General features: G+C 68.5%; 10 protein-coding genes. 3 read left to right on the forward strand and 7 right to left on the reverse strand.

Features of this window, described 5'->3' with window-relative positions; genetic code table 11:
- Positions 1–253: 253 nt before the first annotated feature.
- Complete coding sequence (locus tag NM1_RS24890; RefSeq protein WP_068024425.1) at positions 254–1,129, reverse strand: 3-hydroxybutyryl-CoA dehydrogenase; 876 nt, start codon at positions 1,127–1,129, stop codon at positions 254–256.
- 231 nt (positions 1,130–1,360) lie between these two features.
- Positions 1,361–2,647 carry an isocitrate lyase gene (aceA, locus tag NM1_RS24895; RefSeq protein ID WP_068024428.1) on the reverse strand — a complete coding sequence of 429 codons (1,287 nt, stop codon included), beginning with the start codon at positions 2,645–2,647 and terminating at the stop codon, positions 1,361–1,363.
- Between the two features lie 489 nt (positions 2,648–3,136).
- On the opposite strand from aceA, the gene NM1_RS24900 reads away from it, so the two are divergent.
- On the forward strand, positions 3,137–4,285 hold the full coding sequence (locus tag NM1_RS24900; RefSeq protein ID WP_068024431.1) for a lipase family protein: 1,149 nt from the start codon (positions 3,137–3,139) through the stop codon (positions 4,283–4,285).
- Between the two features lie 56 nt (positions 4,286–4,341).
- Here NM1_RS24900 and NM1_RS24905 read toward each other — a convergent pair whose 3' ends face one another.
- Both NM1_RS24905 and NM1_RS24915 read right to left on the reverse strand, forming a co-directional pair.
- The gene (locus tag NM1_RS24905; protein ID WP_147288960.1) at positions 4,342–4,566 is read right to left on the reverse strand and encodes a hypothetical protein; all 225 of its coding nucleotides are present in this window, start codon (positions 4,564–4,566) and stop codon (positions 4,342–4,344) included.
- Positions 4,567–4,858: 292 nt separating this feature from the next.
- Complete coding sequence (locus tag NM1_RS24915) at positions 4,859–5,263, reverse strand: hypothetical protein (RefSeq protein WP_068024440.1); 405 nt, start codon at positions 5,261–5,263, stop codon at positions 4,859–4,861.
- Positions 5,264–5,499: 236 nt separating this feature from the next.
- Between NM1_RS24915 and NM1_RS24920 the strand changes: the two genes are divergently transcribed.
- Positions 5,500–8,328, forward strand: a complete 2,829-nt coding sequence (locus NM1_RS24920) for a tetratricopeptide repeat protein (protein ID WP_068024443.1) — start codon at positions 5,500–5,502, stop codon at positions 8,326–8,328.
- Between the two features lie 8 nt (positions 8,329–8,336).
- On the opposite strand, the gene NM1_RS24925 is transcribed toward NM1_RS24920, so the two are convergent.
- Positions 8,337–8,699, reverse strand: coding sequence for a hypothetical protein (locus NM1_RS24925; RefSeq protein ID WP_068024446.1), 363 nt, complete (start codon positions 8,697–8,699; stop codon positions 8,337–8,339).
- A gap of 281 nt (positions 8,700–8,980) precedes the next feature.
- On the opposite strand from NM1_RS24925, the gene NM1_RS24930 reads away from it, so the two are divergent.
- The gene (locus NM1_RS24930; RefSeq protein ID WP_068024449.1) at positions 8,981–11,818 is read left to right on the forward strand and encodes a tetratricopeptide repeat protein; all 2,838 of its coding nucleotides are present in this window, start codon (positions 8,981–8,983) and stop codon (positions 11,816–11,818) included.
- A gap of 35 nt (positions 11,819–11,853) precedes the next feature.
- Here the strand turns inward: NM1_RS24930 and NM1_RS24935 are convergent, their stop codons facing one another.
- Positions 11,854–13,086, reverse strand: a complete 1,233-nt coding sequence (locus NM1_RS24935) for a M20 family metallopeptidase (protein WP_068024453.1) — start codon at positions 13,084–13,086, stop codon at positions 11,854–11,856.
- Complete coding sequence (locus tag NM1_RS24940; RefSeq protein ID WP_068024456.1) at positions 13,083–13,727, reverse strand: 2OG-Fe dioxygenase family protein; 645 nt, start codon at positions 13,725–13,727, stop codon at positions 13,083–13,085. The genes NM1_RS24935 and NM1_RS24940 overlap by 4 nt, the downstream gene beginning before the upstream one ends.
- Between the last annotated feature and the right edge of the window lie 356 nt (positions 13,728–14,083).

The following is a 14,083-nucleotide window of genomic DNA, read 5'->3' on the forward strand; positions in this document are numbered from 1 at the left end:
ATGCGCGACCATCGTCTACGGTGCGCGTTTTCTCGTTGCGACCCTGTCGTTTCGGCCCCAGGGGGCCGAAACGACAGGGAATGAAGTTGGCTGACCTTCCGAGACGACAGGGAATGAGGTTCGCCGACCTTCCGAAACAACAGGGAACGAGGTTCGCCGCGCGCCGTCGATCTTCCGTCCCGGCGGCCCATCCCGGCGGGACGCCTCTTATTTCCCGTGCTCGCGGCCCCTGGGGCCGCGAGCACGGGATCCCTCACCGGTTGTTGTTGTACTGGTAGAAGCCTGCGCCGGACTTCTTGCCGAGGAGGCCCGCCTCGACCATGCGCATCAGGAGGGGCGGGGCGGAGTACAGGGGCTCCTTGAACTCCGCGTACATGGAGTCGGCGATGGACTTCACGGTGTCGAGGCCGACCAGGTCGGTCAGGGCCAGCGGGCCCATGGGGTGGGCGCAGCCGAGCACCATCGCCTTGTCGACGTCCTCCTTGGTCGCGAAACCCGACTCGACCATCCGGATCGAGGACAGCAGGTACGGCACGAGCAGGGCGTTCACGACGAAACCGGAGCGGTCGGCGGAGCGCACGACCTGCTTGCCCAGCACCTCGGCGGCGAAGTTCTCGGCACGCTTGGATACGGCGTCGCTGGTCTTGAGCGTGGTCACCAGCTCCACCAGCGGCAGCACCGGCACGGGGTTGAAGAAGTGCATGCCGACCACGCGGTCGGGGTTGGCGGTGGCCATCGCGATCTTCATGATCGGGATCGAGGAGGTGTTGGAGGCCAGCACCGCGTTCGGGTCGGTGACGACCTTGTCCAGCTCGGCGAAGATCGAGGTCTTCACCTCCTCGTTCTCCAGGACGGCCTCGACCACCAGCTGGCGGTCGGCGAAGTCGCCGAGATCGGAGGTGAAGCGCAGCCGCCAGGCGGTCTGCTCGCGCTCCCGCTCGGTGATCTTGCCGCTGGACACACCGCGGTCGAGCGAGCGCAGGATGCGGGCGCGGCCCGCGGCGGCCAGTTCCCGCGTCTGTTCGAACACGAGCACGTCGACATGCGCCCGTGCACACACCTCCGCGATGCCGGCACCCATCTGTCCGGCGCCGATAATGCCGACGCGCTGAATCTTTTCGCTGCTCACGTCCCGCTCCTGCTGGTTGTTCGGTCACGGTGGGGGTGGGGCGAAAGAGCGGGCCGGTGAGCCCGATCCTTCGACGGGGAACGTTATAAGGATGCCCTCCCCACTGGGGCTGTTCAGTGGGAAGGGCGGTGAGGGCGAAACCGGGACCCGGTGATGCGCTCCGGGTCCCGGCTGTCCCGCCGTCACCCCGGGCGACGCCGGGGCGACGGAGTTACCCGATGGGACGGGAACTCAGTGGAACTGACCCTCTTCGGTCGAGCCCTTCAGCGCGGTGGTCGAGCTGTCGGGATCGACGGTGGTGGCGATGGTGTCGAAGTAGCCGGCGCCCACCTCACGCTGGTGCTTGGTGGCGGTGTAGCCCCGCTCCTCGGCCGCGAACTCGCGCTCCTGCAGGTCGACGTAGGCGGTCATGCCCTCGCGGGCGTAGCCGTAGGCCAGGTCGAACATGCTGTAGTTCAGCGCGTGGAAGCCCGCCAGGGTGATGAACTGGAACTTGAAGCCCATCGCGCCCAGCTCCTTCTGGAACTTGGCGATGGTGGCGTCGTCCAGGTGCTTCTTCCAGTTGAAGGACGGCGAGCAGTTGTAGGCCAGCAGCTGGTCCGGGAACTCGCTCTTGACCGACTCGGCGAACTTGCGCGCCAGCTCGAGGTCCGGGGTGCCGGTCTCCATCCAGATCAGGTCGGCGTACGGGGCGTAGGCCTTGGCACGCGCGATGCAGGGCTCGATGCCGTTCTTGACGCCGTAGAAGCCCTCGGCGGTGCGGGTGCCGTCCAGGAACGGCTTGTCGCGCTCGTCGACATCGGAGGTGATCAGGGTGGCGGCCTCGGCGTCGGTGCGGGCGATGATCACCGACGGCACGTCGGCGACGTCGGCCGCCAGGCGGGCGGAGGTCAGGGTGCGGATGTGCTGCTGGGTCGGGATCAGCACCTTGCCACCGAGGTGGCCGCACTTCTTCTCCGACGCGAGCTGGTCCTCCCAGTGCACGCCCGCGGCGCCGGCGGCGATCATCGCCTTCTGCAGCTCGTAGGCGTTCAGGGCGCCACCGAAGCCGGCCTCGGCGTCGGCGACGATCGGGACCAGCCAGTTCGGGACCGAGGTGTCGCCCTCGACCGCGGAGATCTCGTCGGCGCGCAGCAGCGCGTTGTTGATCCGGCGGACCACGGCGGGAACCGAGTTGGCCGGGTAGAGGCTCTGGTCGGGGTAGGTGTGGCCGGACAGGTTCGCGTCGCCGGCGACCTGCCAACCCGACAGGTAGATGGCCTTCAGGCCGGCGCGGACCTGCTGCACCGCCATGTTGCCGGTGAGGGCGCCGAGAGCGTTGATGTAGTCATCGTTGTTGACGCCTTCCCACAGGATCTCGGCGCCACGCCGCGCGAGGGTGTGCTCCTCGACAACGGTGCCCTGCAGCTTCGTAACCTGCTCCGCGGTGTACGTGCGGTCGATGCCCTTCCAGCGGGGGTTGGTGTCCCAATCCTGCTGGATTTCCGCAGCGGTCTTCGGGGTGCCGGCAGTCGACATCTCTGACTCCACTTCTTTGTTCGGTCGTGCCCCATGTTCGGAATCCGTCGCGATGTCCGAACTCTGCTGGAGCGGCAATTTGCAGGCTTGCTAGGCCCATCGGGTGTACATCCACACGATGGCACACCAGAAAATTGCCGTCTACCTGTTGCTAGTGTGAATCTCTGCTAGCCGGACCAGGGCATTTGCTAAGTCTGCAAAATTTGCCCAGCAATTGCATGCCACAAGTCTACTCCCGAGTAGGTCTGACGTGGGGTTTTGCGTAACGCCCGTACTGTTTCGGTGATATCGACCACCGCCGGATTTCGCGGGCCCCCATTCCCGCTTGTGAGGACCTTCACAAGTTCGGGCGGGCGTAGTCGGTGTGCGCCCGGCCACTTTCCGGCCGACGGACACACCGAGGGGTGATGGACGCTCGTCCAAGTGCCAGACTGGTGCTCGCACCGCGGACAGGGGAGGCATCGGTGCCGAACCGGCGAAAGGAACGCGATGCGGAAACCGATCATCGTCGCGGTCAGTGTGCTCCTGGCCGCCGCGGGAATCCTGACCCTGCCGACCGGCGCGGGTGCGGCACCCGGCGCGACCGGCACCGGGAACGTGGAATCCGTGCAGCCGCTGACGGCGCGGGCCACGCTGCCGGGCTCGGTGAACTCCGAGCGGATGCTCTACACCTCCACGACGGTCCGTGACGAGCCCGCCGTCGCCAGCGCCGCGGTGTACTTCCCTCCGGGACCGCCGCCGCCCGGGGGCTGGCCGGTCGTCGCGTGGGCGCACGGCACCGTCGGACTGGGTGACGACTGCGCGTACAGCGTCGGCGGGCCCGGCGACGTCGAACGCGACTGGGCCTATCTCGGGACCTGGCTGCGGCAGGGGTATGCGATCGTCGCCGCGGACTACGCGGGCCTGGGCACCCCGGGCGATCACCCGTATCTCAACGGCGTGGTCGAGGCGCACAATGTCGTCGACGCGGTCAAGGCCGCGACCCGGCACTACCCGTCGATGTCGAACAAGTGGGTCGTGGTCGGACAGTCCCAGGGCGGGGGCGCGGCCGTCGAAACCGCGCGCTACGCCACCGAATTCGGCGGGCCGGAGCTGGACTACCGGGGCGCGGTCGGCACCGGAGTCCCGGCCTATATCGAGGACATCCTGACGCCGATGGGGCCGGGGGTGCCGCCGGTGAAGCTGAGCCCGCACAGCACCGGGTACGCGCTGTACATCCTCAACGGCCTGCGCACCACCTATCCCGAGCTGAATATCGAATCCTTCCTGACCGACTCCGGCCGGGACTGGCTGGAGCGGGCGCGCACCGAGTGCCTGCTGCCGCTGGGCGACGAGTTGGCGGCGCAGAATGTGGTGGTGGGCAATCTCTTCACCCGCCCGCTGGCACAGATCCCCGATCTGCACGGGCTGCTCGCGGGCTATCTGGGTCTGCCCGAATCCGGTTACGACAAGCCGCTTTTCCTGGGACAGGGACTGCGCGACACCGACGTGATCACGCCGGAGACGCTGCGGTTCGCGGCGGTGCTGACGGCGAATCGCCAACCGGTGACGCTGAAGACCTATCCCACCGATCACAGCGGCACGGTGAATGCGTCGCTGCCGGACTCGATTCCGTTCGTACGCAACCTGTTCGACTGAGCGTGTGTGGCGTGACCGGTTGCGCGGCGATGGCGTAACCGGTCACCCGGGACTCGCTACTCCCCCTCCTCCTCGCACGAGCGGCGGCGGCGCTCGCGCACCTCCCGGGCCCCGAGCAACCCGGCACTTGTCACGAAGACCGTCACGGCCGAGGCCCAGTCCCCCGACACGACCCCGACACCGGCGGCCAAGGCGGCGCTCAGCAGGACGGCGAGTATCGGCGGCAGCGACGAGCGCGGCGGCGGCAGATTCTCCTCGAACGGAACTTTCGGTGCAGACATTGCGAACTCCATTGGTCGACAAATTGGAACAGGTCAGTAATTAGGCAAGGCTGCGCTCAGCGAACGGACAATTCCGGACCGCAGAAAGGCTCACACGGCCTACCGCCGAACGGCCCCGGCGCGACGGTTTTCGTAGAAACTTCCGACGTTCGCGCGGAGGGATCCCCGCCTTCCACGACGGATACGAAGATCATCACTCCGATCGCGAACAAAACCGCCGCACAGAACAGCACGACCGTCCGCGCGAGCGAACCGTGGGGCAACAGGATCGCCAGCGGACCGAACCCGAGAATCATCGACTTACCTCCCACAACTCGGCGGGCGCCGGGCACGCCGACGTCCCCCGCGACTCCGGCTCGCCGTCCCCGGCTTCGCCGGGATCCCCTGCCTCCTCGAGATCGACGCCGTAGGCCCGAAACGCGAGCAGGCACAACACATCCGGGACCGACAGTCCCAGTTCGCCGGCGTATATGCGGGCGATCTCGCCGTCCCACTGCCCTGCGGGCTCCAGCAGATCCAGCAGCACCATCTCGGCGAGCACGACACCGGCCAGCGCCTGCGCGCGGGTGAGCCTGCGGTGGGTCGGCAGATAGGACAGCACCCACCGTCCCTGATGCGATTCGGGCAGGTCGATCCGAAACGCTACCTCGTGGGCCACGTCGCTCCTGATCAACCAGTCCGAGGCCAGAATTGCCATTGTTCGTATCCTTCCGGGTGCAACGGCCGGAGCTGATCGGCCGATATCATCGATGGTCGCCGGAAAATCGCCCGCCGTGAATCTCGAGGGGGCCGCGGATTTATTCACACCCGCCTTCTTCCGCATATCCCCATGACCTGGCAGGATGTGAGTTGCCACGGCGGAATATTCACAATCCGGGTGGCGATTACCGGCGCCGACCTCGAGGCGCCTGCATCGCGAACGGGAGGTACGCGATGGATCGAGAGCAGTCCCGGCGAGACGGCGCCGCCCAGGAACGACGGGCGATCCGCGCCGCGCTGGCCGCGGTGGGGCTGAGCGAGCGGCAGTTGATCGAACCGCTGGCCGCGGAACTCCGGCAGCGCGGGTACCGCCCGCGAGTGGCGTGGCGGTACGCCAACAATCTGACCCAGGCCGAGGTCTGCGACAGATTCAACGACCTGTCCGACACCGCGGGCATGCGTCCCGGCCGGATCTCGGAGTACGAGGCGTGGCCCATCGAGCGAAACGATTCGCCGCCGGGCCCCGCCGACCATCGCCGCAAGGGGGTGCGGCCGACGATCCGGGTGCTGAAAACCCTTGCCGCCGTGTACGGCACGACCTGGGACCACCTGATCGACCTGCGGGATCTCGAGCATATGCCGGAGACCGACCGCCGGGAGTACCGCGACACGATCGTGCGCCGCGCGACGGACCGGAGGGCCGCGAGCGCGGGCGAGCTGCCCGCCGAGATTCCCAATTTCACCGGCCGCCGGGCGGCGAAAGCCGAACTGGAGCACCGGGTTTACCTGCACCGCCGGCAGAACGGGGCGGCGGTGCATGTCATCGACGGCCAGCCCGGCGTCGGCAAGACGACGCTGGCGCGCGTCGCGGTGGCCGAATTCCTGGAGCACTACCCGGACGGCCCCGTCTGGGTCGACCTGTTCGGCTACACGCCCGGCCGCGAGCCGCGCCGCGCCGCCGATGTGCTGGAACGCCTGCTGCTCGAGATCGAGGTGCCCCGGGACGCGATCGAGACCGACGCCGCGCGCCGCGCCGGCCAGTGGCGCGCGGAGATGAGCCGGCGCCGGATGCTGATCGTTTTCGACAACGCCGCCGACAGCTCGCAGGTCAAAGACCTGCTGCCGCAATCGCCCGGATGCTTCGTGCTGATCACCAGCCGCAGCAGGCTGCTCGGCCTGTCCGGTTCGGTCCCGCTGCACCTGGACGTGATGGACTGGGACGAGGCCGAGGAGTTGCTGGTGAAGCTCGCCAACCTGCACCCCGGCCACTACGACAAGGACGCGGTGCGGCGCATCGTGGCGGTCTCGGGGCGGCTTCCGTTGGCGCTCAAGCTGATCGGCCGTCAGATCACCCATCACGGCGAGGACATGCTCGCCGAGAGCGCGAGCGACCTCACCGACCTGACCGATAAGCTGCGCCAGACCCTGGACGACGGTGCGCTGAACGAGGATGCGGCCGAATACATTCTGGAGTGGTTCACCGCGGAGAACGAGTCGGTGCGGGTCGCGTTCGAGGTGTCCTATCGCCGATTGCACGATCTCGAGCTGCAGCGAACCGTGCGCCTGCTCGGCTGGTTCCCCGGCCCGGAGATCAGCGCCGAACCGCTGGCCGTCATGGCGGGCGTGACCCCGGGGCGGGCAAAGATACTGATCCGCAAGCTCTTCGAGGCCGGGCTGCTGGATCCGGTGCCGGGACCGGTGCGCTACCGCATGCACGACCTCAACAAGCTGTGCGCGCGTTTGCGTGCGGCACAACAGGATCCGCCCGACGATCACTCGGCGGCCATCGATCGGCTGGTCGACCACGCCCTCACCATCGCCCGGCGGGCGCACGTGCCCGGATCCCCCGATTCGACCGGCGGGATCGAGCATCCGGCCCAGGCGCGGGATTGGCTGAGCCGGGAGCGGGAGCTGCTGCTCGGATGCGTCGAGATCGCCCGCTCGACACCGGCTTCCGCGGAGCTGGCGCGGCTGGTGGCATTCCATCTGTGCGGCCGGGGATTGTATTCGGAGGCGCATCGTCTCTGCGAACGGTCGCTGCAGATCGCGACCCAGCTCGGCGACCGTCCGCTGGAGGCGTGGGCGCTGGTGGTGCTGGGCCGGGTGCATCGGCTGGTCGGGCATCCCAAGCAGGCCTCGTCCATGTTCGAGGCGGCGCACGCGATCGCCGTGCAACTGGCCGACAAGCGCTGCCTGGCCGACATGCTGTGCGAACGCGGCCAGTCCGGCTGGCTCACCGGCAGACACGAGGAGGCCCGCGTCGACTTCACCGATGCCCTGGTACTGGCCCGCGAAATCGACTATCGGCCAACAGAATGCGATGCGCTCGACGGACTGAGCCGGGCGCACCGGATGGCCTGCCACTATGCGGAGGCCCGCGCGTGCTCCGAGGACACGCTGAGCATCGCCTTCGACCTGGACGACCCCGAACGCATCGGGACGGCACAGTGGGGGCTGGCAGAGGTATTGCGCTACGAGGGCCGTCACGAGGATGCCCGGCAGCACTATGTGCACGCCCTGCACCTCGCCCGCAGCATCAACCATCGGAAGCTGGAGGGCGATGCGATGCGCGGACTGGGCCACATCGAACAGTTCGCCGGAAACCAGGTCACGGCGCGGCGGTACTTCGAGGATGCGCTCGCGACCGCTCGCCGAATTCACGACAGGTACGGCGAGGGCTGGGCGCTATCGGGCTACGGGAGGGTGGCGCTCGCCGCGGGAAACTACGAGGAGGCACGTCAAAACTTCACGCGTGCATGGGAACTCGCACAGGAGATCAACGATCCGCTGGGATGCATCGATGCGCTGCGCGGACTCGGTAATGTCGAATGCCGCCTCCACGCGACAGAGCGCGCCCGCGGCTATTATCTGGAGTCCCTCGAGCTGGCCAGGCATATCGGCAACCCGCGGGGAGAGGCAGATGCCCTGCGTGCGCTCGCGAACCTGACCGACGACCGTACCGAAGCCTGCGCCCAGCTGCGCGCCGCCCTGGCGGTGGCCGAACGCACCGAGCTACCCGTCGCCGCGGCGCTGCGTGCCGAACTGCGCACGCTCGGGTGCTGACGACGACATCACCCCCGGCCACCCGCCGAGCACGATGAAAACGCCTGCGGCTCCGGGGAATCGTCGTCCTCGGCTGCCGCGAACGCCCGCAGGGCCAGCAGGCACTGCACCTGGATCAGGTTCAGCCCCAACTCGGCCACGCACACCGACGCCATATCGCCATCCCAGTCCCCCTCGGCCCCTTGCGGATCGAGCACGATCATCTCGGCGAGTACCACGCCCGCCATCGCCTGCGACCGCGTGAGCCGGTATCCGGTCGGAAGATACGACAAGACCCAGCAGCCCCGTTCGGGACCGGGGAGGTCGATGCGGTACGCGACCTCCAGGGCCACGTCGCTCGTGATCAACCAGTCGGTGGCGAGAATTGCCATGTACGTGTCCTTTCTCCCGCCCGGCGCTGCCGGTGCCCATAGATCAATGCTGACGAGGCGGACCGGCGGCGTCGATCACAGGGGACGGGCCGCTTACTTCACAGTGGGAGAACCACTTGACCTGGGAGAATGAGTACTGCTACCAAAGATGAATCACATGCCGGAATAGTCGGGGGAGGCACCCGGTGGCCAGTTCCAGCCGACCGCACAGGCCACGCAGACCGCGAGCGGTCGAGGCCGTCTATGCCCGGTTCCGGGAGCTCGGTCTCAGCGATCACGAAATGCGCGAGCCCTTCGTCACCGAACTGCGCCAGCACGGATACCGCGCGCGAGCGGCGTGGCGCTACGCCGGAAATCTCTCGCAGGAGAACGTCTGCGAACTGTTCAACGACATCTCCAACAGCGACACCATGAAACCGAGCCGCATCTCCGAATACGAGACGTGGCCGGGCGGCAGCGGGGACGGGCACCGGCCGAAGGGGGTGCGGCCGACGGCCGAGGTGCTCAAGAAGTTGGCGACCATCTACGGCACCACCTGGGATCAACTCGTCGATCTCGCCGATCTGGCGCATATGACACCCGCGGAACAGCACGAATACCGCGAGGCCGTGCTGCTGCGCAGCGCCGATCCGGCGGCGGTGCTCGTCGGCGACCTGCCGCCCGAGGTGCAGGCCTTCACCGGCCGCGAGGAAGCGAAAGCCGAACTGCACAAAAGGGTTTCGGCACATCTGGAACACGGTGGCGTGGCGGTGCACGTGATCGACGGCCCGCCCGGCGTCGGCAAGACCGCCCTGGCCCGGTATGCGGTCAGCGCGTTCTACAAGCACTATCCGGACGGCACGATATGGGTCGACCTGCTCGGCTACACCCCGGGCCGCGAGCCCGCCGAGCCCACCGACCTGCTGGAATGGCTGCTGCGGCAGATGAAGGTGCCGCCGACGGCGATCGCGTCCGACGGGGGGCGGCGGGCGCAGCAGTGGCGGCAGACGATGGCCTCGCGGCGGGCGCTCATCGTCTTCGACAACGCGGCCGACAGCGCACAGGTCAAGGATCTGCTGCCGCAGGCGCGCGGCTGCTTCGTCCTGATCACCAGCCGCAAGCGGCTCACCGGTTTGTCCGGCAGCGGCCCGGTGTACCCCTACCACCTCGACGGCATGCGGCTCGGCGAGGCCGAGCAACTGCTGGTCCGGCTCGCCAATCTGCGCGACGGCTACGATCGCGCCGCGGTGCGCCAGATTTCGGAGACCTCCGGCGGATTGCCGTTGGCGCTCAAGCTGATTGCCGGGCAGATCGCCCATCACGGCACCACCATGCTCGCCGACAGCGCCGCGGACTTCGCGAGCCTGGCCGCCGAGATTCGCCGGACCCCGGTCGGCTCGACGCCGAACGAGTCTGCGGCAGAACATATTCTGGAGCGCTTCGCCGCCGAGGACGAGTCGGTCGGCGCCGCGTTCGAACTGTCCTATCAGCGATTGCGCGAACCCGTGCTGCAGCACGCCGTCCGGCTGCTCGGCTGGTTCCCGGGCACCGAGATCACGGCGCAGACCTACGCCTGGATGGCCGACGTCTCCGAGGCGTCGGCAAAGCTGTTGATACTCAAGCTGTGTGAGGCCGGATTCCTGGACCCGCTGCCGGAGGCCGGCGACGGGGCGCAGCCGGATCCGAGCGGCCCGCGCTACCGAATGCACGACATGCTGCGGCTGGGTGCGCAGCTGCATGCCGAGCGGGACGGCGCGATCGCCGAGCGGGCCGCCCTCGTCGGCAGGCTGATCGGCCGGAGCCTCGCCGTCGCGCGCACCGTGAACGCGATCCGGCCGTTCCACACCGTCGGCGTGCGGCCGACGCCCAACCCGCCCGAGGAGGCCGCCCGGGCGCGGACATGGCTCACCAGGGAACAGGAGTTGCTACTCGGCTGCCTCGAAATCACCGCTCCCACAGCCGAAGCCGCGGAGCTGGCACGGCTGACGGCCGCGCACCTCTGCGGGCTCGGCTTCTGGGAGGGCGCCGAGCGACTGTACGGCCGGGCGCTGGGGGTCGCCCGCGATATCGGCGACCGGCCGGGGCAGGCGTGGGCGCTGCTGGGGCTGGGGCGGATGTCGCGGATGCGGGGCGCGCACGTCCAAGCCGACCAGGCCTTTCTCGAGGTGTGCGAGATCGCCGACGAGCTGGGCGATCTGCGCTGCCTGGCCGAGGTGGAATGCGAGCGCGGCCACTCCGCGTGGATCACCGGCGAGCACGCCGACGCCCGGCACCATTTCAACGAGGCGCTGCGCATCGCCTGCGAGATCGGTTACCGGCCTACGCAATGCGACGCACTGGACGGGCTGGGCCGCGCGGGCCGGATGGCCTGCGACTACACGGCAGCCGAGCGCTGGTCGCAGGAGGCGCTGTCCATCGCCATCGAACTCGCCGATCCGGAGCGGGTGGGCACCGTGCAGTGGGGATACGCCGAAGCCGTTCGGCTGCACGGGCGGCACGACGCGGCCCGCCAGCACTATGTGTACGCGCTGCATATCGCCCGCAGCATCAATCACGTCAAGATGGAGGGCGACGCCCTGCGCGGACTCGGCCACCTCGATCGGCTGGACGGCAATCCGAAGTCGGCACAGCAGCATCTGGCCAGCGCCCTGGACAAGGCACGGCGAATCCAAGACCAGTACGGCGAGGGCTGGGCGCTGTGGGGGCTGGGCAATTTGGCGCGGACGGCGGGCAATCTCGAGCAGGCGCGCAACAACTTCGAGTACGCCCTGCAGCTCGCCCGGGAGATCAAGGATCCGCTCGGGAAGGTGGACGCGCTGCGGGGACTGGGACATGTCGAGCGGGAGTTGTCGGTCCGCGATCCCGCGCGGTACGCACTGGCGGAGGGGTACTACCGCGATTCGATCGAGGTCGCCCAGCAGATCGGCGACCGGCGCGGGCGGGCGGACGCACTGCGCGGGCTGGGACGGCTGGCCGTCGATCACGGCCGGATCGAGGAAGCCCGAGGCTACCTGTCCACCGCGCGAGATCTGTACGAGCGCATAGGAATACCGCTCGCGGATCTGGTCCGCGATCAACTGGGGGCGCTTACGGAGGGCGGCGAGCGGGATCCCGGCCAAGAACATGCCGGGATGACATAGTCCGGCGCGGAGCGGGTCGTGGGCGACGGGCGAGGTCAGGTGCAGCGGAGGATGGCCAGGGCGGCCAGGGTGCGGGCGCAGGCCAGCATTTCGCTGACCAGGACGTGGTGTTCGGTGTCGGGGCCGGAGCCGCGGGGGCCGAAGAGGCAGCATTCGATGCCTGCCCGGGCCAGGTGGGTGGTGTCGTTGCCGCAGTACGAGTACGGCAGCGCCAGACCGGTTTCCGTGACGGTGAAATCGGAGACCTCGGCGAGCAGCGCCGACACCTGGCCCACCAGAGCGGAATCCGCGGCGACATCCATCGGGGGCATCTCGGTTCCCCCGACACCGAACACCGGGTCGGGCGGATGCTCGAAGGTGATGCGCGCCCGGGGATACAGCGAGCACGCGCGTTCCAGCGCCCGATCCAGCGCGGCGGTCACGTCAGCGGGCTCGTGCGGTGGCGGATACCGCAGATCCACCAGGGCGGTCGCCTTGTCGGCGCAGTAGCTCACCCCCGACAGGTCGTGCCGCTCGCCGCGACCGGCGATCAGACCGGCCACCTGCAGGCGCGGCAATGTCGGAAAGTCGTTGCTGCGCAGCGGGAGACGCTCCTCCTCCAGCAGGTCGCACACCCGGCGCAGCACCCGCAGGGCATCGACGCCCTCCTCGCTGCGGCTGGTGTGCGCGCTCACGCCCCGGACCACCACCGCGAACTTGTACACTCCCGCCGTGCGGGTGATGATCCGGCGGACCGAATACGGTTCGGGCACCACTGCGGCATCGGCGGTCAAGCCCCGGTCCAGCGCATGCCGAGTGCCGATGCCGCCCTGCAGTTCTCCCACGACGAATTCGAGCAGCAGCGGGCGCCGGAGCTCGATCCCGCTGCGGCGCACCGCAAGTGCCGCGGCGATGATCGCCGCCAGGCCACTCTTCATATTGTGCAACCCGGCCCCGTAGAGCCGATCGCCCCGCCGCTGCGCCCGGAACGGATCGGCGGGATGCCCGAGCACCAGCGGATCCATGTCGAGATGACCGTTCAGCAGCAGCGCGGGCGTGCCCACCGCCGGACCCATCCGGGCCACGGTCTGCCGCCGCCCCGCCGAGACCTCCTGCGATTCGGCCTGAATCCCGTTCCGGCGCAGTAGGTTCCGTACATGGTCGGCGAGCGCCGTCTCCTCGGTGGTGAACGACGGAATGGCCGCCAGACCGGCCGCCAGGTCCACGATCTCGCTCTCGGGCAGCAGATCGTCCAGGCGCGCGGTGAACGCCGGAACGGGCTCCGTCATGTCGAGCGGAATCCGATCAGCAGGACGTCGCGGAAGGCACGCTCGGCACCCGCGACCGGCTCGATCGGCGTGGTGTAGTGCATCACCTTCCGGTCGTCGAAGACGAAGGAGTCCAGTGGGTCGGTGAGTTCGAAACTCTCCACGCACCGGGTGGGGGTGTCGTAGGCGCCGGAGACGCCGCCGGTGATTCCCTCCCTCCTGACCAGGTGGGCGGACCCGGCGAGCAGGCCGTCGCGGTGCACCCCCTCCGGCGCGGGCTCGCCCGGCGCGGTGATCCGGATGTAGTGCGCATCCGCGACCAGCCGCGGGGGCCCTCCGGCCAGAAGATCCGCCGCGGCAAGGGATTCGGCCACGGTGCGCGCGATCTTCTCGGCCACCGCGGTAACCGGGTGCCCGGACGGAACGAGCCGGAACTCGCGCTCCAGGCCACCCTGTAGCGGATTGACCGACATCGACTGGACGTAGGGCCGCGGGTTGTCGTTCGGGGTGAAGATCAATCCGTCGACCTCGACATCGAAACACTGGTAGGCGCGGCTGCGGCGGCGCTGCCCGGCCGGTAGCCAGCGATCCAGTTCGAGTTCACGATCGTAGATATCGGCCAGCACGGCGTACTCGTCCGTCGTTAACCCGAAATCGGGCATGCGCAGCAGTAAGTACCCGCGTTCACGCAATTCGGGCCTGGTGCCCGGACTCGTCGACGCACTCTGGGGACCCAGCGAAGGCTCCTTCCGCACGGCATCGGGCGGTTCGTTCGGCGATCGCCCTCGCACATTCCGACGGCGACGCGCGAATCTAATCACAGCCGATTGCCCGGACAGGCACGTTTGCCACGACACGCCAACACCGCTCTCGCCACACTCGTCTCACCATCGCGGCGGTCGTTCACCGCGTTAACGACCGCGGCCCCGGGTACCCGGCACCCGCGCCGACGACCGGTTCGACCGCGGCGCCGAACCCGCCCTGATACCAAGGGATTTGCGTCATCGAGCGTAACCGC

The sequence above is a fragment of the Nocardia mexicana NBRC 108244 genome (assembly GCF_001613165.1).
In the GTDB taxonomy this organism is placed as follows: Bacteria; Actinomycetota; Actinomycetes; order Mycobacteriales; family Mycobacteriaceae; genus Nocardia; species Nocardia mexicana.